We start from the raw sequence: 19502 nt of genomic DNA, 5'->3' as shown, positions 1-19502 counted from the left end.
TGGATGGAACTGCCTTGAGCCTATGCCAGCGCCCCTGCCCAGTGAATAGCCACCTGCACACCCTTCCTTACGGTGTTTAGTGCGGTTGTCCAGAGCCCGTTTATCCTTGATGCATGGCCATTTCCCTCGCTGCCCTGCTGGGCGTGAACTCCCTGAAGCTTTCCAAGGCAGGGGTTGCTGAAACCACCTGGCACCAGGACATCAACTGGGTGGCGGTCACGGAGCTCGAGGATCCGCAGCGGTTCATCAACGGCGGCGAGCTGATCCTCACCACCGGGCTGCGGCTGCGTTCCGCGCCGGAGCAGCGGCGCTTTGTCCGCCAGGTGCAGCGGGCCGGGGCGGTGGGCATCGGATTCGGTGTGGGGCTCTCGCATGATGCCGTGCCGCCGGCACTCCTGGCCGAGGCCAACCGGTGGGGTTTGCCTGTGGTGGAGGTCCCCTACGAAACCCCGTTCATCGCCATCGGCAAGCTGGTGGCCGATGCCCAGTCCGCGGACCACTATGCCAAGCTGGAGCGGCTGATCGCCGGGCACCAGGTGCTGGCCCGGGCGCTGCTGACCGGCGGCGGGCTCGCCGAGCTCCTGAAGCACCTGGGCAGCATGCTCCGGACGGATATCGCCCTCACCCAGTTCACGGCGCAGCTGTACAACAGCAGCAGCGAACCGCCGTCCGCAGACACCTGGTCCTCCTACCCCATCCCCACCGGCCGCCGCGATGCCTGCACCCTGTGGGTCCGGCAGCCGTTCGAGGACTCCGGCATCATCGGCTACGCCCAGAACCTGATCAGCGTGGAGCTGAACAACATGGTCAAGCAGCGCCAGGCGCAGCGCGCCCTGTGCGGGCAGGTGCTCGAGGACGTCATCCACGGCGCGCTCGAAACCAGCGAGGCGCAGCGCCGGCTGGCCGGCGTGGGCGTGAACAGTACCCGCAAGAATGTGGTGCTGCTGGCCGTCTCTGCCGCGCACAACAAAGCCTTAGTGAGCACCTCCGTGCCGCGGGACCTGGAGAACTGTGTTGCCGCCGTCGTCGGCAAGGACCTGGTCCTGGTGGTCAATGACGACGGCGGGAAGGCGCCGGCCCTGGCGCGGAAGCTCAGCGACCATCTTGCCGAGGCCGGGATCCACGCCACCATCGGAATCGGCGGCGCGTACACCAAACCGAACGGCCTGCGCTGGAGCTACTTCGAGGCCCGGGATGCGGCAAGCCACGGGCTGCCCGTCAACGAGCCGGAGCGGCTGAGCCTGACATCGCTGCTGCTGGCCAGCGAGGACGTGCCGCTGGCGGACATGGCGCAGGAATCGCTGAACCCGCTGCGCACTTTCGATGCCGCCCATGGCGCCGAGCTGATGGCCACGCTGGAAAGCTACCTCAACAACAACGGTTCCGTGGCGGCCGTTGCCGAGGAGCTCACCCTGCACCGCAACACCGTCCGCTACCGGCTGGCCCAGATCACCGAGCTGACCGGATACGACCCCTCGGTCACCTCGGACCGGGTGCAGCTGTGGCTGGCGCTGGCCGTGGCCCGGCTGTCCGCGCGGCAGGGCAAGTAAGCCAAGGCGGAGTCACTCCAGGCCCAATGTCCGCCGTTTCGGGGCCGTATCTGACCCCGCGTTGCCTTGGACCTGCGCCTAGATGACCCCGCGCCGCAGGAGGTCGCGGGACTTTTTGCGGGCCTTCCGGTACTTCGATTCGGCGCCCGCCATCAGTTCTTCCTGCCGTTTCTGCAACGCCCCGTAGGCTTCAGCCGTTGCCGCAGGATCCCCGTCCGACCGGAGGCCGGCGACCAGGTCGCGGGCCAGCACGGCGTCATGGTAATCGCCCAGGGTTTTCTGCTGCCGGTGGGCGGCCTTGGCCACCTTGCCCGCCCGCTTGCCCTTCACGAGGGCCGCTGATTCCGCCACGTGCCGGAGCCGCTTTGCGTCCTTGCGCACCTGGTGGAGGGCGTTCTCGTGGTCCGTTCCGCGCCGGGCGTGCGCAGCCGCCTTGTGCGAGCGCCGCAGCCGTTTCGCCGCCTTGTCCACGGCTTTCGCAGCCACCCTCTGTCCCGGCGCCACGGCCTGGGCGCGCACGGGCGGGTTGTCCCGGAAGTCTTCGAGGCTGTCCAGGAGCCTGAAGTAGCGTTTGGACTGCAGTGCCTCCTGGAGGCGCTGGTACCCGGCGTCGAACGTGGCTCCGGCCTGGCGTTCCACCCGGGCGCGCGCCGCGTCGGTACCCTCGCCCGGAGGGAGACTGTCCAGGTGTCCACGGAGGAGGCCCAGCAGCACCTCGGCGTCCCGCGGCTCGCCGAGCAACCGGCCCAGCCATTTCAGCTCGTCCCGCAGCCGCCGCACCGGCACTGCCCGGTAGAGCTTCCGGTACGCGGCCAGGCCGGAACGGATCCGGCGCGTGGCCGAACGCATGTCATGCACGCCTTCCGGTTCTTCCAGCCTGACCGCCCCGTCCTGGGCGAGGAGCTGCTCGATCTGTGACGCAACGTAAACAGTGACGACGGCGGCGGCCGGGGCCTTCTTCCCGGACAGGAGTGCGGGGGTGCCTTCCGACCCACTGGCGGACGTGCCGAGGGCCTTGGCCAGCTTCGAGGCATGCCCGGCGGGACGGGCGCCGGCTGCCAGCAGAAGCTGCTCGGCCGGGGCGAAGAGTCCCGGCTCCCCGTGGACCAGTTCCAGCTCCCACTCACGCCACTGCTGCTTGTGCCCTTCACCGGCTGCTTCGCCGGACACATCCTGCCCGTGCAGGCGCTCCGCCGTCACGCGGTCATCAGCCAGATCCGCCAGGTGCACGCCGTCCCCGCCGTACAGCGCATGGGTGGTGCGTTCGGTACGCAGCCGCACCACCGGGGCCACCTCCGCGCCCCGCACATACGCCTGCACGCGGGCCAGCAGGCTGTCCGGAACGACGCCGGGCTGGCCCAGCGGGGCGTGCAGCTCGCGGCGCTCCTGCGGTTCGGCCCCTGCGGAAGCGGAGGATTCGGGTGGCAGCTTCAGGTGCCAGCCCGCGTCGGTTCCGCCCGTGCGGCGGCGCAGGGTGATACGGCGGGAGGCCAGGGTGTGCTTGGCGGTATCGAAGTAGACGGCTTCCAGCAACGCGGTGTGCGGCTCGCCCACCCGGGCAACGCCGGGCAGGTCGTGCAGCGGGGGCACTACGGCGTCGTCGCCGGCGTCGTACTTTTTCTCGACCTCAAGTCCCTCGGAAGCCTTCACAGCCGTCCTTCCACAATTGCTGCAGTGCGTAGTCCGGATGCCCGGCATCCGCCCGTTCGCAGTCTATTGCCCCGGGCCGAAAAGCCGGGAGAGCTTGCCCACAAAACCCTAGACATCAAACGTCTAACCTTTACCCTTGAAGTATGCCTGCCACCCCGCCCTCGCCGGCCGCATCCGCTCCCGCTACGGCCACTTTGGCATCAGCCGCCGCTCCCGCGTCCGCGGCAGTCCCGGCCGTGCAGGCAAAGCCGCGGTCCGCCGTCGTCTTCGGGGTTATTGCTCTCGTCCTCATCGGGCTGAACCTTCGTGCGGGGATTACCGGGGCGTCGGCGCTGCTGCACGATCTGCAGACCGTGCTCGGCTACGGCCCGCTGGTGGCGGCGATCATTCCCTCCATTCCCACCCTCTGCTTCGCACTTGCCGGCGCGGGAACGTCCTGGCTCACCGGGCGGCTGGGCGTGGAGAAGGCGATTCTGCTGGCCCTGGCAATGCTGGCCGGCGGTCTCCTGCTGCGCGGCATTCCGGCCACCGGGATGCTGGTTGCCGGCAGCGTTGTGGGGATGTCCGGCCTGGCCGTCTGCAACGTGGCCATGCCGTCCTTCATCCGCGAGCATTTCGCCTCCCGGACTTCTCTGATGACCGCCATGTATACGGTCACGATGACCACCGGTGCAACCGTCACCGCCGTGGCGGTGGTCCCCCTGGCGCAGGCGCTGGGATCGCCGTCCGCGGCCGTCGGCGCCATCGGAATCACCGCCGTCGCGGCCTTCCTGGGCTTCCTTCCCGTGGTGCTGCACGCGCACCGCAACAGCTCCCGCGGCACCGCGGGCGCCATCTCGCCCTGGCCGCTGCTGCGGACCCGAAAAGGCGTGCTCCTCACCGCGATCTTCACACTGCAGGCCCTGCTCGCCTACGCCCTGCTGAGCTGGTTTCCCTACATGCTCACCACCATGGGGCTCAGCGCCTCGGACAGCGGGCTGATGTTCGGACTGATGCAGCTTGTCTCGGTCCCCGCCGGCATGGTCCTGATCGCCATCGGGTCACGGCCGCGGATGCTGCGGCCGGCGTTCTACCTGGTCAGCATCGTCATGGCACTGGGGCTGGTGGCACTGCTGGTGCTGCCCGTGCAGCTCTCCTTCGTTTCGGCCGTCCTGCTGGGCTTTGGCCTCGGAATCTTCCCGCTGGTGATGGTAATGATCAGCCGCAGCGGGGCAAGCACGGCCGAAACTACCGCGCTGTCCACCCTGGCGCAGTCCTCCGGCTACCTGCTGGCAACGGCCGGGCCCTTCGGAATGGGCCTGCTGCACGGGGCAACCGGGGGCTGGACCCTGCCCCTCGCGATCCTGCTGGCCCTGGCGCTGGTCCAGATTGTGGTGGCCCACCTGATCACCGGCACGCCGATGACCGGCAAAGCCAACACCAGATAAAGTAGGACGCCATGGCACTGAGCCCCTCCACCCGCGCGCCCCTGGCCGATGAAGTTACCGCCAAACTGCGCGCCATGGTCCACTCCGGCGAGTGGCAGCTGAACCAGCGCATCCCGTCCGAGACCGAACTGATCGCCGGACTCGGAGTGTCCCGCGGCACCCTTCGCGAAGCCATCAAGGCCCTCGCGCACAGCGGAATGCTGGAGGTGCGCCGCGGCGACGGCACCTACGTCCGGGCCACCAGCGAGATCTCCGGCGCCGCCCGCCGCATGTACCAGGACCACACGGAGGAGCACATCCTGGAAGTCCGGCTGGGGCTGGACACCCAGGCGGCGAGGCTGGCTGCAAGGAACGCCACCGACGACGACGTCACCGCCCTGCGCGGGCTCCTCACCACCCGGGACCAGGCCTGGAAAGGCAGGGACTATGAGGGCTGGGCGCGGGCTGACTGGGGCTTCCACGAACGGGTGGCCCAGGCCTCCGGCAACCCGCTGCTGCATGAGCTCTACGTCAGCTTTGGCCCCGTCCTCCACCAGGACCTCCTCACCCAGCAGGGCCGGCCGGGCTTCGAAGGGCTCCCCCAGGAAGGGCACGAGTTGCTGCTGGCGGCCATCGAACGGCACGACGAGGACGCCGCCGTCGCCACCGTGAACAGAAACCTGAACTCCTGCGCAGAGTGGCTCGGCACCTAATCGGTCAGTAGGCTTACTATCTGACGTAGGTAGTTAAGCCTGCCCTGCACCCGCAGGCGGGTGCCGCCGATGATGAGGAGTTCCCATGGCGCGATCCACACGCCTGACCGAACACGAGTTGGGCAACGAGACCCCACAGCCGAAACCTGGCGCCGAGGCCGCGGCTGCAGCCGAAGGGGCACCGCGGCAGGGCCAACCCCTTGGACAATCTGCCCTGCATCGGGGCGCGAAGCTCCGGGAAACCAAGCCGCCCAGCGCACTCTGGTCCGACGGGCTCGGCCGGGTGGGCATCCGCGCGGCCCAGATCCTGCTGATCCTGACCGTCGCCGTGGTGTCCGTCTACGCACTGATGCAGATCAAGCTCCTGGTGATTCCGGTCCTGATCGCGCTGATCCTGGCCGCCGCCATTGGCCCGTTCGTGAACATGCTGCGGCGCCGCGGGATGCGCGGAGGCCTGGCCACGGGCATCGCGTTCATCGGATTGCTGCTGCTGCTCGGCGGCGTTTTCACCGTGATCTACTTCTCGGTCCGCAGCCAGTGGGGCGAACTGGCAGCGCAGGCTTCATCCGGCCTCGACGAGCTGGAGCAGTTCCTGCGCACCGGGCCGATCCCCATCGAGCAGGAGCAGCTGGAGCAGGCCCGCCAGGGAATCATGGAGTTTGCCACCAGCAGCCAGGTCCGTTCCGGAGCGATCACCGGGCTGTCTGTGGTGACCGAGTTCATCGCCGGCACGGCCCTGATGGTGGTCATCCTGTTCTTCTTCCTCAAGGATGGCGCCAAGATCTGGAACTTCTTTCTCCGCCCGTTCCGCGGGGCCCGCGAGGCCAAGCTCCGCCGGGTTGGCAGCCGCACCCTTGAGGTCCTGGGCGGCTACGTCCGCGGCACCGCCATCGTGGCACTGGTGGACACGGTGGCCATCGGCGCCGCGCTGCTGATCATGCAGGTTCCGCTGGCCTTCCCGCTGGCCATCATCGTCTTCATCGGAGCTTTCGTCCCGCTGGTGGGCGCCACCGTGGCCGGCATCCTGGCCGCGCTGGTGGCACTGGTGGCCAACGGGCCCGTGGTGGCCCTGATTGTGGTGGCCGTGGTCATCGCGGTCAACCAGCTGGAGGGCGACCTCCTGCAGCCCATTGTCATGGGCAAGTCACTGCAGCTCCACGCCCTGGTAATCCTGATGGCCCTGACAGCCGGCACCATCCTCGCCGGCATTGTGGGCGCAGTCCTGTCCGTCCCCCTGGCCGCAGTGGCGTGGGCGATCATCCAGGTGTGGACGGCCGAGGATCCGAACATGGAGGACATGAACCCGGACCTGCCGCCGGCGAACACGCAGCCCGTCTAGCGCTGCGGTTCCTCCCTTTTCGACGCATAAAAAACCTGGCGCACCTGAAATCTCAGGTGCGCCAGGTTTTTTGTGCGTCACAGGTGACTGTGCGCGTCGCGTTTAGCGGCGCAGGCCCGCAAACACGTTCTTGGGACGCTGCATCTCGCCGTGCTTGGCGCCGAGGATCACCACGAGTCCGGCGAAGGCCGGAATGACCCACTGGAGCGTCTTGAGCTGCTGCTGGGCCGCCTGCAGTTCGTCGGAAGCACCGGGCCGCGGCTCGGTGGCGCCTTCGGAACCTTCACCGGCCAGCTTCTCCACCTTCTTGCCGAGCATGCCGGAGTACAAGGTCACCGCAGCGCCGGCCAGGGTCACCACGGTTTTGATTGCCGTGTCCCGGGCCACGCCGTCCTGCTGGGCGATGCGCTCCTTGTTCTCCCAGGCGATGGCCAGGTCCGCCACGAGGTGGGAGGCAAAGGCTGCCGTCTGGATCGGCGCCCATTTCATCCAGCCGGCGCTGGAGAGCCGGGTCCGCTCAGTGGGGTCCTTGGCTTCCGCCGCTGCACCATTCAGGCCGATGGCACCCATCAGGGAGCCACCGAACCAGGCTGCTGCCGTCAGGTCGTGTACTGACCGGGCAATGAGATTTCCTGCCATGATGTGCATTCCTTACGTTGAACTGGTTCCGGGATGCCGCTGCTGCGGACTTCGCTTTCCGTGTCCCATCGAGGTCATGGTCCGCCTATGGTAAGCACACTTACTAATGTTACGAAAGCCCGTCTTACGGGCACCGGACCGCGTAATATCGTGGCCATGGGAATGACAGGGACATTGTTCGGCTGGGCCTTCGGGGACCCGGCCCGGGAAAACGACAGCACATATGTGGACGGGCTTCAGCGCGAGGCGCTGCGGAATGCCCGGGAGACGGCGCAGGCCAAGGGCGTAGCTGCTGTGGCAGGCTCGGAGGTCTTTACCGTGCTGAGCGGACACGATTCCCTCGTGGAGCTGGACAACGCCCCCGGCCAGCTGGTGGTGCGCTGCACCGTCCACGTCGAAGGACCCGGCGCGGAGAAGCTGCGTGCCGAAGGACCCATGAACGGCTGACCGATGTCGGACCGGGACTCAACCCTCAGCCAGGCCGCGGACGCCATCGAGGAAGCCTCGAACCACAAGGTCCTGGACGTCCTGGCGCGCCTGGGGTTCGCCGTGATGGCGATGCTCCACGTCATTATTGGAGCAATCGCCGTTGCCGTTGCCTTCGGGCAGCCGGGTGAGGCGGAGCCCACCGGAGCCATCGAGCAGCTTGCCGCCAATCCATGGGGCCCGGCAGTCATGTGGGCCTGCGTGGCAGCGTGCGGCGGCCTGTCCCTGTGGCAGGCCAGCGAAGCCACCCTCAGGATGCGGGGCCGGCCACGGAAAGAGCGTGTTTCAAAACTGATCTCCTCCGGCTTCCTGGCCATTGCCTACGGCAGCGTGGGGCTCAGCTTCGCCGGCTTTGCCTTGGGGCTGCGGGGGGACTCGAGTGAGAGCACCCGGGATTTCAGTGCTTCCCTGATGGCCAACCCGCTGGGCTTGTGGGTGCTGGTGGCCCTGGGCCTGACGATTATCGGGATCGGCATCTACTTCGTGTTCAAAGGCGCCCGGCGCGGCTTCAAGGAGGAGCTCTTCTATTTCGACGGAACGCGGCGCGGCCGGCTGATCGACACCTTGGGCGTCACGGGCCACATCGCCAAGGGCATCGCCCTGAACCTCACGGGACTCCTGTTCGTCATTGCCGCCGCCAAGCACCGCCCCGAGGAATCCACCGGGCTGGACGGCAGCCTGAAGGCCCTGCGCGACCATCCCTTCGGACCGTCCCTGCTGGTTGCAATCGGGGCCGGCTTCATCGCCTACGGGATTTTTGCCTTGATCCGCTCGCGGTTCGGCCGGATGTAATTCCTCCGGGATTCGGGGTACGAAGGAAACATGACCCAGCACCTGACGACGGACCAAACAGCCGACGACGGCGCCAGCAGCCGGGGCGCGGAACGCACCTTGCGTGCCTTCACAGCGGGAGGGCCTGCGGCTGGCACCGGGCAGAGGGACCCACATGGGGAACCCGCGGATGCCGCCCCGGGTCTCTCGGAGCCGGCCGGACGTGCTTTCGAGGGTCTGTTCCGGGTGCTCAAGCTGGCCAGGCCGGACCGCCCCATCCATCCGAAGGGGCTGGGCCTGGCCGGGGAGCTGACGCGGACCGGCAACCCCCACGAAGCGAGTGGCCTGGAGTGGCTGGATTCGCCGGGCACGGACGCAGTGGAGGCCAGGTTCTCGCGGTCAGTGGGCCTGCCGCAGGCACTGCCGGACGTCCTGGGGCTCGCGCTGCACGTCACGCCGGCTGTCGGCACCCCTGGCACCGGCGGTCCCGCGGATGTGCTCTTCTCCTCCACCGGCTGGCGGATTCCCGGACGGTTCCTGCTCCAGCCGCGGCTCGACGTCGACGGCGCCACCATGACCACCCTCATGCCCTACCGCGGCAGGAACGGGCCCGTTCTGCTGGGACTGCGGACGGTCAGTTTGCCGCCGGGATCGCTGTCCTCCGGGGAATGGGTGCTGGGGCTGTACTGGGCCAGGCCGCTGGGACGGTGGCGGCAGTGCGGCGAGCTGGTGCTTCACGCGGGGTCCCCGCCCGGTGACACGCCGCTGCGCTTCAACCCACTGGAGAACCAGCCGCCCGGGGCGCAGACTTATGCCTGGACGCGCCGCCTGCGGGAGCGCTCCTACCGGACGGCGCAGCGGCCGGCGCCTGCCGCGGTCGGACGTTCTGCCCTCAACCAAGCCCGCATCGCAGAGAGAAGGAAGACCATGTCCACCGTGTCCCAGCTGTTCAACTCCCCCGCAGCCGACGTGTGGCGCGTCCTCTCCGACGGCTGGTTGTATTCCGGCTGGGTGGTGGGAGCCTCCAGGATCCGGGCCGTGGACGATGCGTGGCCCCAGGCCGGTGCCCGGCTGCACCACTCCGTCGGCGCCTGGCCGTTGGTGATCAACGACAGCACCAAGGTGGTGAACGCCGAGCCGGGCCGGTTGCTGGAACTTGTGGCGCGTGGCTGGCCGATGGGTGAGGCCAAGGTGGTGATCACCCTTGAGGACCGGGGCAACCAGTGCCAGGTGACCATCGTCGAAGACGCCATCAAGGGTCTCGGCAAGCTCATGCCCAAGTTCCTCCGGGACGCCATGATCGGCGTGCGGAACCGGGAAACGCTCAAGCGGCTGGAGCTGATGGCGGCAGGCGGCGCCGGAAAATAGCGCCGTCGGGTTAAAACAACAACGCGAGGTCGCTTTCCGCCCACTGAATCGGGCGGAAAGAGACCCCGCGTTGCTTGTGGTGTCTTAGACCTGCGCGGCCACGCCGTCGCGGGAGATGGCCACCATGTCCTCGCGCGGCACAACCTTGATGCGCTCACGCTTGACCTCGACGCCGTGCGAGCCGCCGGCCTCCGTGGCAGCTGCACCGAGGGCGAGCTCGTGCGCGTCCAGTGCCAGCCAGCCTTCCCAGCTGGTGAACTGCACGCCGCGGCCGTCCAGGAGTTCGACGACGGCGTCCGCCTCGGGAACGCTGGCCACCGGAAGGTTTTCGCGGTCTTCCAGCAGGTAGGTCACGGTTTCCAGGGCGTCGCCCTTGGTGTGGCCGATCAGGCCGACGGGTCCGCGCTTGATCCAACCCGTGGCGTAGATGCCCGGCACGTGGGTGCCGGACGCATCCAGGACGCGGCCGCCGTCGTTCGGGATGACCCCCTTCTTGTGGTCGAACTCGATCTCCGGCAGGGCGGAACCGAAGTAGCCGATGGCACGGTAGACGGCCTGGACCGGGTAGTCCACGAACTCGCCGGTGCCGCGGGCGTTACCCGTGCCGTCCAGCTCGGTGCGCTCGAACTTGATGCCGGCAACTTTGCCCGGCGTCTCGGCGTCGTCGTAGATCTCCACCGGGCTGTGCAGGAAGTGCAGGTGCAGGCGGCGGGAAGCCTTGAGCTCGGAGAGGTCCTCGGGCTGTTCTGCGATCCAGTTGGTGAGCGTGCCAACCATGGTCTTGGTCTGGTTGTTGGTCTGGATCTGGCGGTCGGATTCCTCGTCGAACTCGAAGTCCTCCGGGTACAGGATGATGTCCACGTCCTTGGAGTGGGACAGCTCGCGCAGCTCCAGCGGGGTGAACTTGACCTGGGCCGGGCCGCGGCGGCCGAAGACGTGCACGTCGGTGACGGGCGAGGCCTTCAGGCCGGCGTAGACGTTGTCCGGGATCTCGGAGACCAGGAGGTCGTCGGCGTGCTTGGACAGGACGCGGGCCACGTCCAGGGCCACGTTGCCGTTGCCGATGACGGCGATTTCCTTGGCCTCGAGGGGCCATTCGCGGGGAACGTCGGGGTGGCCGTCGTACCAGGAGACGAAGTCCGCGCCGCCGTAGGAGCCGTCCAGCTCGATGCCGGGGATGTTCAGGTCCGCGTCCTTGATGGCGCCGGTGGCGAAGATGACGGCGTCGTAGTGGGTGCGGAGGTCCTCGATGGTGAGGTCTGTGCCGTAGTCCACGTTGCCGAAGAAGCGGATGTCGCCGCGGTCCAGGACCTTGTGCAGGGCGTTGACGATGCCCTTGATGCGGGGGTGGTCCGGGGCAACGCCGTAGCGGATCAGGCCGTAGGGTGCCGGGTAGCGGTCAAAGAGGTCGATGCTCACGGTCAGCTCGCCGCTCTTGACGGCTTCGCTCTTGGTGAGGATGTCGGCGGCGTAGACGCCGGCCGGGCCGGAGCCCACGACGGCGACGCGCAGCGGACGTTCGGCAGAACCTACGGTAGTGCTTGATGACACGGCTGTGTTCCTTTTGTTCGTTCCGGCCCAACCAAGTAGCACTAACTGTCGTTTTGACGGCTCATAACGACACTTGGCGCTACCCGGTTGGGTTGGTGGGCTAGGTGGTGAGGACTCGGGGCTTGTTCGGGGTGGTGGTGCTGTAGTCAGCGGTTCGGAAGTGCGACGGCGCGAACGGGCTCACGCGCACAACGTCGCCGATGACAATGACTGCGGGATTTGCGACGCCGGCGGCCTCGGCCTGGTCCGCAATGGAACCGAGCGTGCCAATGGTGACGCGCTGGTCCGGCAAGTAGCCGTTCTCCACAATACCAACCGGGGTGTCACCGGGCAGGCCGGCTTTGCCGAGGGCGGACGCGGATTCGCGGAGCTGGCCCACGCCCATGAGCAGGATGATCGTGTGGTCCGGGCGGGCCGGAACCTCGGACAGTTCCTCGTGGCCGGTGACCACGCTGAAGCCTTTGGCCAGTCCCCGGTGCGTGACCGGAATGCCGGCTGCTGCAGGAACGGAAATCGCGGAGGTGACGCCGGAAACCACTTCAACCTCGACGCCGTGCTGCCGGCAGTGTTCGGCTTCCTCGCCGCCGCGGCCCAAGACGTAGGGGTCGCCGCCCTTGAGCCGGACCACGCGGTGGCCGGCGAGGGCTTCGTCGACGAGGATGCGGTTGATCTCGGCCTGCGGCACGGGGTGGTGGCCGGGGGTCTTGCCGACCTCGATCACGCGGACGTCTGGGGCCAGTTCGTTGAGGAGTTCACGCGGACCCAGGCGGTCCGCCACCACAACGTCAGCCTGGCCCAGCAGTCGACGGCCGCGGACGGTGATGAGGCCGGTGTCACCGGGGCCGCCACCAACCAGGGCAACTGATCCCCGGTGGGCGCGGCGGCGGCGCAGCGGAAGGTCACCGGTTTCCAGGGCGGTGGCGACGGCGTCGCGCACGGCCATGGCACGGCGGGGGTCTCCCCCGGCGTTGACGGCGATCTTGACGTCGTCAACTTCGGCGACGGCGGGCGTCCAGGCTGCGGAGGCTTCATGGTCGGAGGCGTTGACGCACCAGACGCGCTGCGCCTCGGCGTCGGCCGAAACCTGCGCGTCCACGGCGGCATCACCGGTGGCGGTCTGGACGAACCAGACACCGTCGACGTCGGACGGACGGTAGGTGCGCGGCTCCCAGGTGAGAAGGCCGGCGTCGGCCAGTTCCCGGAGCGCGGGAGAGGCAACGGGAGCCACGGCGGTGACCCGTGCACCGGCGTCGAGCAGCCCCTTGGCGCGGCGTGCAGCAACGGGGCCGCCGCCCACCACCAGCACGGGGCGGCCGAGGAGGCGCAGCGCTGTGGGGTAGATATCCTGAATTGCCATGAATCAACGGTAGGGCCGCGTCACAATCGCCCACAAAGGCCGAGCAACACCAGTTCACGTAAGGTAACGCTGCGTCACAAAGGATGCATCAGGCCAGGCCGGCAAGGAACCGGCCCCTGTGGACGATGAGCTTCTCCAGGTAGCCGGCCAGCACCAGCCGCTCTGCCAGCCGGCCCAGGAACCCGAACGGGGCGGTGAACTCCACCCGGTCCGTCATGGCGCTGCCGGTGGCGGTCGCTTTGAATTCGTGGATGTGGCGGAAGCTCTTGAAGGGGCCGCGGACCTGCTCGTCCGTGAAGCTGCTTGGGAAGTCCATGTGGGTGATGCGGTTCGTCATGGTCAGGGGAATCCCGAAGTGCCGCGCCCGCCACGTCACCTCCTGGCCCTCTTCGATCAGCCCGGACGTCACACCAGCCACGGCCCGCTCCCCCGCTTCCTGCTGCGAGTTCACGTGTACGTCGATGCTGCGGGCCAGGTCGAAGAGGCGTTCCGGAGGCAGCGCTGATTCGGTGCGGCACACGAAGCTGACGGTCATCCGGCCAGTCTGTCACGGGACCCAGGGACCCGCCGTCGTGGGGCACATTGGCGGGCCAGAGTGGCGGATCACCCTCAAGCCGCGGCGTGTCCCTTCCAAAGTGCCCCACGACGGCGGCGGGCAAAAGCGCAAGCACACAGCAAAGCCCGACGGCGGGAGGTCGCCGTCGGGCCTTGCAAGGGTGGTGTAAGGGCTACCGGGTGCTGCCGGAGAGGAGGCCGCGGCTGCGCAGCAGGCGCTTCTCGATGGGACCGAACACCAGCAGTTCAATCAGGATGCCGACGGCGAGGATCAGCAGGATTGCCGACATCACCACGGTCATGTCGGACAGGATGCGGCCCTGGTCGAGCAGCGAGCCCAGGCCGAAGCCGATGGTCCCGCCCACGGCGATGATTTCCGCGGCCATGAGTGAGCGCCAGGAGAAGGCCCAGCCCTGCTTGAGGCCACCCAGGTATCCGGGAAGTGCGGCCGGGAGGATGACCTGGAGCGCCATCTGCAGCCGGGAAGCGCCCAGGACGGTCCCCACGCGCCGGTACTGCGGCGGGATCTGGTCCACACCTGAGATCAGCCCGTTGATGATGGACGGGATGGCGCCCATGAACACCACGAAATAGACGGTGGCGTCGGTGAGGCCGAACCAGATGATGGCCGCGGGGACCCATGCCACGGAAGGCAGGACCTGCAGGCCGGAGATCAGCGGGCCGAAGGCGCGGCGCAGCGGTGCAACCTGTGCCAGCAGCAGGCCGATGGGTGTGGCAATGGCCACCGAGATCAGGAACCCAACCAGTCCGCGCTGCATGGACGTCCACAGGGCTTCCTGGAGTTTGCCCTCGTTCCAGAGGACGCCCATCTGGCTCACAACATCCAGCGGGCCGGGTACCAGGTCGCGGCGCTTGACGCCCAGGGAGACGTAGAACTGCCAGACCAGGATCAGGACAGCCAGAGCGGCGATCGGCAGGAGGATCCGGCTCCACTCGATGCGGTGCTTGCGGTCGGCATCGGACTGCAGCGAGTCCAGCCCGGACTCAAGTTCCCGCAGGTCCTCTTTCCCGGTGGAAGTCCTCGTCAAAGCGGCATGGACGTGCCGGGTCTCGGATGGTTCGGACGGGGCTTCAGCGAGCGGAGTGTGGTTACTTGGCATGGCGGCGAATCTCCTCCCGCAGCCGGGCGGTGATGACCCCGGTCAGCTGGCCGGCAAGCCCGGCGTCGGTTCGATGTTCCTCGGTGACGGCCCATTCCTGGACAACGCGGCCGGGCCGGGAGGACAGCAGCAGCACGCGCTGGCCCAGCCGGACGGCTTCGCGGACGTTGTGGGTCACAAAGACGATGGTGCGGCCGGTTTCCTTCCAGATGCGCTCCAGCTCGTCGTGCAGGAGGTCCCGGGTGATGGCGTCCAGCGCGGCGAACGGCTCGTCCATGAGCAGCAGCTGACGGTCCTGCGAGAGCGACCGGGCCAGGGACACGCGCTGCCGCATGCCGCCGGACAGCTCATGCGGGCGCTTGTCCCCGGCGGATCCCAGGTGCACGAGCTCCAGGAGCTCCTGTGCCTTGATCCGCCGCTCGGCCTTGCCCACCCCGCGCAGCTTCAGGGCCAGCTCGATGTTTTCCCGGGCGGTGAGCCACGGGAAGAGGGCCGCGTCCTGGAACATGAAGGCGGCACCGTCGCTGGGCACTTCCAGGGCGCCCGACGTCGGCGCCTCCAGCCCCGCGATGATGTTCAGCAGGGTGGATTTGCCGCAGCCGGACGCACCGAGGAGGGCAACGAACTCGCCCTGCGCGATGGTGGCGTTGACGTCGTCCAGCACCGGGGCGCCGTCGCCGAAGCGCTTGCCCAGGTTTTCCAGTACGACTGGCATGGTGCCGTCCTTAGGTAGTGGGGTGGATCAGTCCTGGCCGAGGCCGGCTGCTGAAATCTTGGTGGTGCTGCCCGCAGCGGCGGTGACCTCGTTGAGTGCGCGGAGGTCGAAGAGCCCGTTGATGTCGGCCTGCTTGGTGGTGCCCGCCTCGACGCCGTCGTGAAGCAGGCGCGGGTAGCCTCCGGCCAGCGGGTCAAGGGTGAAGGTGATGTTGGCCAGTGAACGTTCCAGCACATCCGGGGCCAGGGCTGCGCCGGCCGATTCCTGCAGGGCGGAGTTGATGACGCCGGCCTTCTGTTCCGCGGGTGCCTCGTTGAGCCAGGCGACCGACTTGGCGTGGCCGGTGAGGAGCGCCTTGACCGTCTCCGGGTGTTCGGCGGCGAATTTCTGGTTCACGATCAGGATGGTGGTAGGGAACTCGCCGGGCTTGCCGGTTCCGGTTCCGTCCCACAGGTCCTTTTCGTCCACCAGCACCTTGGCTCCGGCCTGGAGCACCAGCCGGGAGGACCACGGCTCAGGCAACCAGGCGCCGTCGAGCTTTCCGTCCTGGAAAAGCTTCAGGGACTGCGCATTTTCGGTGGGGTTGATGGCGACGTCGCCGCTGCCGTCAACGTTGGTCTTGTAGCCCTGGTCCGCCAGCCACGCGCGCAGGGCCACGTCCTGCGTCCCTCCCAGTTGCGGGGACGCGATGGTCTTGCCCATAAGGTCTGCGGCGGAAGTGATTTCAGGCTTAACCACCAGTTGGGCACCGCCCGCGGCAGCGCCGGCAATGACCTTCACGGACTCGCCCTGGCTCTTCACGAACGAGTTGATGGCCGGGTTGGGGCCGATGTATGCGGCGTCGATGGCGCCGGCATTCAGCGCCTCGATGGCAGCGGGACCGGCATTGAATGTCTCGGTACTCAGGGTGGTGTTCCCCAGCGATTCGGCCAGGAAGCCCTCTTTGACGCCCACCAGGGCCGGCGCATGCGTGACGTTGCCGAAGTACCCCAATTTGAGCTCCGCGGCGGGGGTGGGGACCACGGCCTGGGCCTCAGTGTTACGCGAAACAGTGGAGGCCACAACAGCTCCCACCACAATCAGGAGGACCAGCCCGACCGCCAGGGCAGCCTCGACGGCACGCTTGCGCTTGGGTGCTGCGCTTTCGCCTGCCACGATGCGGATCATCCCGGGCTTGGAACTAGTCATTGTTTCACCATAGGGAGTGACATAAACCCGTTCAATGAAGCCTAAACGGGGGGTCACGCAGGTTCATCTAGCGTCACATTCGGCGGTGTGAGTGCGCTTTGTTTTCCGCAGTCTTTAGTTAGATTTGTAGCCTGCCGGCCGATATGACGTCACCTGGGGGATGCTGATGAACACTGCTGTTACTGGCACCGTAAGGAATTATTGGCTGGTCCTGGCCGGCATGCTAGGGCTGACCGTGGGAGTGGTGGCAACGGCGTCATGGCCGTGGCCGGTGATTACGGGTGTCGCTTTGATTCTCGTCGCCGTCCTGTACGGCAGCAGACACCGCCAACTGAGCCGGGACATCCGCGGCAGGTTTGCTGGGGCCGGCCCGGGCGCGGGCGTTATCGGGAGCATCTTCGGGGCCGCCGCGGTACTCCTTCGTGGCACGCCGGCCGCCCTCTGGGCGGGACCGCTCCTGGGCGTGGCCGCCTTTGTGGGGATGTCCCTTTACCTCACCCGTTATGGGTCCTTCTCTTCGAAAACCGGCGAAGCCGAATCCGGGTCCAGCTAGTTGCCTTTGACGTTGACTAGCTGCCGCAGCTTGTGCCGGACCGTCACCAGGTCTGCGGCGTCCTGCATCACCTGGTCGATCGGCTTGTACGCGGCGGGAATTTCGTCGATGAATGCCTCCGACGCGCGGAACTCAATGCCGCGCATGGCCCGCTTCAGCTCCTCGAGCGAAAATGTCTTTCGGGCGGCGTTGCGTGAGTACTCCCGGCCCGCGCCGTGCGGCGACGAGTTCAGAGACTCCGGGTTGCCGAGCCCTTCCACAACATACGACGCCGTCCCCATGGATCCGGGGATCAGTCCGGGATCGCCGCGCTCGGCTTTGATGGCGCCCTTTCGCGACACCCACAAGGACTTGCCGTAGTGCGTCTCCTGCTGAGTGAAGTTGTGGTGGCAGTTGATCCGTTCGCGTTCCTGCACCGGCCCGCCCACCCAGCGGCTGAATTGGGCGCTCACCCGGTCCATCATCTCCTCGCGGTTCAACAGCGCGAAGTGCTGGGCCCACCGCAGCTCGGCGATATACCGGTCGAACTGCGGCGTCCCCTCGTCGAGATAGGCGAGGTCCGGGTCGGGCAGGTAAACCTGGTCCTTCCGCCCGACGTGCCGGGCGACGCCGATATGGTGCTGGGCGATCTTGTTGCCGATACCCCGTGAGCCGGAGTGCAGGAACAGCCAGACGTCGTCAGCCTCGTCCGCGCAGACTTCGATGAAGTGGTTGCCCGAGCCCAGGGATCCCAGCTGCAGTTCCCATTTGGCCACGTATTGGGCGGGATCGAACCCCGCTTTTGAGGCCAGCGCCTTCAGTTCGGCGATCCGGGGTTCGGCGGTGGGCAGGACCTTCTTGTTGTTGTGGCCGGCGGACAGCGGAATGACCCGCTCGATGTCCTCCCGGATCCGTTTCCTGTCCGCCGGGAGGTCCTTCAGCCTGTACTGAGTGCGGACGGCGATCATGCCGCAGCCGATGTCCACACCTACTGCGGCGGGAATAATCGCCCGCAGGGTTGGGATGACAGAACCTACGGTAGCGCCCTTGCCCAGGTGCGCGTCCGGCATGAGCGCCAGGTGCGGGTAGATAAACGGCAACTCGGCCGTCATCACGGCCTGTTTCCGGGTCTGGTCATCCAGGATGGACGCCCAGTTGAGAAGCTTGCTGTTGATGGTTTCCATGCTCCGTCTCCCACTGCACCGCCGAGGACTAACGTAAGTCCTAGGCTAAACCCGGTACCCCCTGAAGGAGACGCAAACATGGTGAACGTCCAGACCGAGATCCTCATCAATCGGCCGCGCGCGGAGGTGGCGGCGTATGCGGCCAACCCGGACAACGCGCCGAAGTGGTACGTCAACATCCATAAATCCCAGCGGCTGACTGACGGCCCAACCGGTACAGGTTCCAAGGTGGCGTTCACCGCAAAGTTCCTGGGCCGGGAGCTGAACTACACCTATGAGTTTGTGGAATACGTTCCCGGCGAAAAGCTGGTGATGCGCACCGCCCAGGGTCCGTTCCCGATGCAGACCACCTACACCTGGACCGATGAAGGCGGCGGCACCCGGATGACGCTGGGCAACACCGGAAAGCCCTCGGGTTTCTCCAAGCTCGCAGGTTTGGTCATGGAGCCGATGATCCGCCGCGAGACCCGGAAGGACCTGCAGAGGCTCAAGTCGATCCTCGAAGGGCAGCAGTAACCGGCAGAAACGGCAAAACCGCGGCTTGTTCGCAAAACCGGACCGTGAAGGTTAGGTTTCGCGAACAAGCCGCGGTTTCAAACGGCTGTGCTCTGCGTCCCTCTGTCATACCCACACGGCACGCTGATGACTGTATTCACTCTCGACAGACGACACGGGGAGATTAGGAAAATGTACAGCTGCGAATGTGGACGGACGCCACCACATGACTACGAGTTCTGCGGTTGTGGTCGACCGATAACTCATCTGCGCGGGTCAGAGATGCATGACGCCGGTTCAAGGCTTTATGGGAACAATCAGAATGGCGTCCAGGCGGGCCGAGACGTGACTGCTCATCAGAGAATTTTCGGGAAGGATCCTACCGATCCCTACCAGCAACGAACAACGATTGAGCGGCAGTCCCAGAAACGTAGCTTTCTTCCTGACAACTGGGTAACTGCCGCAGCATCCTTATGTACGATCGCGTCATTTCTTTTCATGGCATTCGCTTGGAAACCAGACGCAGCCTGGCTTTCACTTTTCACTCCCCTGGTAGGGTTGCTGTCTCTTTCCGTGCTGACGGCGTCGCTTTACCTACGATTTGTTCTACAGCCAGAGGGTCTCGTTGTGCAGCCTTTTGGGGCCGTTAGATCCGTCTACGAGAAGACACAGGATGGCACCGTCTATTCAACACGATGGGTGGCTGACTGTCCTTGGTGCAACTCAAACGGACAGGACGGAAAGATGTTTATGCAAACCAGGGGCAATGGCATCCATTGGGTGTGCCGTCGCAATCAAGTCCAGCATTTACTCGGTTTTGACCCTACAACCATCCGAGACCATACATAACCAAACACGGATGCTGCATTTTGTTGGCAAATT

General features: G+C 66.6%; 18 protein-coding genes. 9 read left to right on the top strand and 9 right to left on the bottom strand.

Going from position 1 to position 19502, the window contains the following annotated elements; translation table 11 throughout:
* The first annotated feature begins 113 nt into the window (after positions 1-113).
* The gene (locus B5520_RS08000; protein ID WP_079596552.1) at positions 114-1550 is read left to right on the top strand and encodes a PucR family transcriptional regulator; all 1437 of its coding nucleotides are present in this window, start codon (positions 114-116) and stop codon (positions 1548-1550) included.
* Positions 1551-1628: 78 nt separating this feature from the next.
* Here B5520_RS08000 and B5520_RS07995 read toward each other — a convergent pair whose 3' ends face one another.
* Complete coding sequence (locus tag B5520_RS07995; protein WP_079596551.1) at positions 1629-3200, bottom strand: CYTH and CHAD domain-containing protein; 1572 nt, start codon at positions 3198-3200, stop codon at positions 1629-1631.
* A gap of 143 nt (positions 3201-3343) precedes the next feature.
* Here B5520_RS07995 and B5520_RS07990 point away from each other — a divergent pair, with 143 nt between their 5' ends.
* The 3 genes from B5520_RS07990 (at position 3344) to B5520_RS07980 (ending at position 6658) form a co-directional block, all read left to right on the top strand.
* Positions 3344-4627, top strand: a complete 1284-nt coding sequence (locus B5520_RS07990) for an MFS transporter (RefSeq protein WP_079596550.1) — start codon at positions 3344-3346, stop codon at positions 4625-4627.
* Positions 4628-4638: 11 nt separating this feature from the next.
* Positions 4639-5319 carry a FadR/GntR family transcriptional regulator gene (locus tag B5520_RS07985; protein ID WP_079596549.1) on the top strand — a complete coding sequence of 227 codons (681 nt, stop codon included), beginning with the start codon at positions 4639-4641 and terminating at the stop codon, positions 5317-5319.
* Between the two features lie 85 nt (positions 5320-5404).
* The gene (locus B5520_RS07980) at positions 5405-6658 is read left to right on the top strand and encodes an AI-2E family transporter (protein WP_079596548.1); all 1254 of its coding nucleotides are present in this window, start codon (positions 5405-5407) and stop codon (positions 6656-6658) included.
* 102 nt (positions 6659-6760) lie between these two features.
* Here B5520_RS07980 and B5520_RS07975 read toward each other — a convergent pair whose 3' ends face one another.
* Entirely contained in the window at positions 6761-7297 is a 537-nt protein-coding gene (locus tag B5520_RS07975; protein WP_079596547.1) for a hypothetical protein, read from the bottom strand.
* Between the two features lie 156 nt (positions 7298-7453).
* On the opposite strand from B5520_RS07975, the gene B5520_RS07970 reads away from it, so the two are divergent.
* Genes B5520_RS07970 through B5520_RS23025 form a run of 3 tightly spaced genes read left to right on the top strand, consistent with a single transcriptional unit; the run spans position 7454 to position 9922 of the window.
* A complete protein-coding gene (locus B5520_RS07970; protein WP_079596720.1) occupies positions 7454-7744 on the top strand; it encodes a hypothetical protein in 291 nt (96 codons plus the stop codon).
* A 3-nt stretch (positions 7745-7747) separates the two neighbouring features.
* Positions 7748-8575 carry a DUF1206 domain-containing protein gene (locus B5520_RS07965; protein WP_079596546.1) on the top strand — a complete coding sequence of 276 codons (828 nt, stop codon included), beginning with the start codon at positions 7748-7750 and terminating at the stop codon, positions 8573-8575.
* 30 nt (positions 8576-8605) lie between these two features.
* Positions 8606-9922 (top strand): SRPBCC family protein, encoded by a 1317-nt coding sequence (locus B5520_RS23025; protein ID WP_254865520.1) that lies wholly within the window; start codon positions 8606-8608, stop codon positions 9920-9922.
* Positions 9923-10006: 84 nt separating this feature from the next.
* Here B5520_RS23025 and B5520_RS07950 read toward each other — a convergent pair whose 3' ends face one another.
* The 6 genes from B5520_RS07950 to B5520_RS07925 all read right to left on the bottom strand — a co-directional run bounded on the left by B5520_RS07950 (position 10007) and on the right by B5520_RS07925 (position 16388).
* Positions 10007-11473 (bottom strand): FAD-dependent oxidoreductase, encoded by a 1467-nt coding sequence (locus B5520_RS07950; RefSeq protein ID WP_079596545.1) that lies wholly within the window; start codon positions 11471-11473, stop codon positions 10007-10009.
* 100 nt (positions 11474-11573) lie between these two features.
* Positions 11574-12830, bottom strand: a complete 1257-nt coding sequence (gene cobA, locus B5520_RS07945; protein WP_079596544.1) for a uroporphyrinogen-III C-methyltransferase — start codon at positions 12828-12830, stop codon at positions 11574-11576.
* 88 nt (positions 12831-12918) lie between these two features.
* On the bottom strand, positions 12919-13365 hold the full coding sequence (locus B5520_RS07940) for an SRPBCC family protein (protein WP_079596543.1): 447 nt from the start codon (positions 13363-13365) through the stop codon (positions 12919-12921).
* A 193-nt stretch (positions 13366-13558) separates the two neighbouring features.
* Positions 13559-14506 carry an ABC transporter permease gene (locus tag B5520_RS07935; protein ID WP_079596542.1) on the bottom strand — a complete coding sequence of 316 codons (948 nt, stop codon included), beginning with the start codon at positions 14504-14506 and terminating at the stop codon, positions 13559-13561.
* Complete coding sequence (locus tag B5520_RS07930; RefSeq protein ID WP_079596541.1) at positions 14496-15221, bottom strand: ABC transporter ATP-binding protein; 726 nt, start codon at positions 15219-15221, stop codon at positions 14496-14498. The genes B5520_RS07935 and B5520_RS07930 overlap by 11 nt, the downstream gene beginning before the upstream one ends.
* Before the next feature lie 27 nt (positions 15222-15248).
* Complete coding sequence (locus B5520_RS07925) at positions 15249-16388, bottom strand: ABC transporter substrate-binding protein (RefSeq protein WP_079596540.1); 1140 nt, start codon at positions 16386-16388, stop codon at positions 15249-15251.
* Between the two features lie 187 nt (positions 16389-16575).
* Between B5520_RS07925 and B5520_RS07920 the strand changes: the two genes are divergently transcribed.
* Positions 16576-16962 carry a hypothetical protein gene (locus B5520_RS07920; RefSeq protein ID WP_139386224.1) on the top strand — a complete coding sequence of 129 codons (387 nt, stop codon included), beginning with the start codon at positions 16576-16578 and terminating at the stop codon, positions 16960-16962.
* Here the strand turns inward: B5520_RS07920 and B5520_RS07915 are convergent.
* Positions 16959-18125: an RtcB family protein gene (locus B5520_RS07915; protein WP_079596538.1), complete on the bottom strand. Its 1167-nt coding sequence runs from the start codon at positions 18123-18125 to the stop codon at positions 16959-16961. The genes B5520_RS07920 and B5520_RS07915 overlap by 4 nt on opposite strands.
* Positions 18126-18203: 78 nt before the next feature.
* Here B5520_RS07915 and B5520_RS07910 point away from each other — a divergent pair, with 78 nt between their 5' ends.
* Entirely contained in the window at positions 18204-18641 is a 438-nt protein-coding gene (locus B5520_RS07910; protein ID WP_079596537.1) for an SRPBCC family protein, read from the top strand.
* Positions 18642-19502 lie beyond the last annotated feature (861 nt).

It is taken from the genome of Arthrobacter sp. P2b (assembly GCF_900168295.1).
Taxonomy (GTDB): domain Bacteria; phylum Actinomycetota; class Actinomycetes; order Actinomycetales; family Micrococcaceae; genus Arthrobacter.
This window is presented reverse-complemented; position numbering and strand designations above follow the sequence as displayed.

Excerpts from the sequence above, each read along its gene's own strand:
- B5520_RS07970 (WP_079596720.1), top strand. The coding sequence starts at position 7,454 with ATGGGAATGACAGGGACATTGTTCGGCTGGGCCTTCGGGGACCCGGCC.
- cobA (WP_079596544.1), bottom strand. The coding sequence starts at position 12,830 with ATGGCAATTCAGGATATCTACCCCACAGCGCTGCGCCTCCTCGGCCGC.
- B5520_RS07985 (WP_079596549.1), top strand. The coding sequence starts at position 4,639 with ATGGCACTGAGCCCCTCCACCCGCGCGCCCCTGGCCGATGAAGTTACC.
- B5520_RS07975 (WP_079596547.1), bottom strand. The coding sequence starts at position 7,297 with ATGGCAGGAAATCTCATTGCCCGGTCAGTACACGACCTGACGGCAGCA.
- B5520_RS07920 (WP_139386224.1), top strand. The coding sequence starts at position 16,576 with ATGAACACTGCTGTTACTGGCACCGTAAGGAATTATTGGCTGGTCCTG.
- B5520_RS07915 (WP_079596538.1), bottom strand. The coding sequence starts at position 18,125 with ATGGAAACCATCAACAGCAAGCTTCTCAACTGGGCGTCCATCCTGGAT.
- B5520_RS07990 (WP_079596550.1), top strand. The coding sequence starts at position 3,344 with ATGCCTGCCACCCCGCCCTCGCCGGCCGCATCCGCTCCCGCTACGGCC.
- B5520_RS07965 (WP_079596546.1), top strand. The coding sequence starts at position 7,748 with ATGTCGGACCGGGACTCAACCCTCAGCCAGGCCGCGGACGCCATCGAG.
- B5520_RS08000 (WP_079596552.1), top strand. The coding sequence starts at position 114 with ATGGCCATTTCCCTCGCTGCCCTGCTGGGCGTGAACTCCCTGAAGCTT.
- B5520_RS07925 (WP_079596540.1), bottom strand. The coding sequence starts at position 16,388 with ATGATCCGCATCGTGGCAGGCGAAAGCGCAGCACCCAAGCGCAAGCGT.
- B5520_RS07910 (WP_079596537.1), top strand. The coding sequence starts at position 18,204 with ATGGTGAACGTCCAGACCGAGATCCTCATCAATCGGCCGCGCGCGGAG.
- B5520_RS07935 (WP_079596542.1), bottom strand. The coding sequence starts at position 14,506 with ATGCCAAGTAACCACACTCCGCTCGCTGAAGCCCCGTCCGAACCATCC.
- B5520_RS07980 (WP_079596548.1), top strand. The coding sequence starts at position 5,405 with ATGGCGCGATCCACACGCCTGACCGAACACGAGTTGGGCAACGAGACC.
- B5520_RS07930 (WP_079596541.1), bottom strand. The coding sequence starts at position 15,221 with ATGCCAGTCGTACTGGAAAACCTGGGCAAGCGCTTCGGCGACGGCGCC.
- B5520_RS23025 (WP_254865520.1), top strand. The coding sequence starts at position 8,606 with ATGACCCAGCACCTGACGACGGACCAAACAGCCGACGACGGCGCCAGC.
- B5520_RS07940 (WP_079596543.1), bottom strand. The coding sequence starts at position 13,365 with ATGACCGTCAGCTTCGTGTGCCGCACCGAATCAGCGCTGCCTCCGGAA.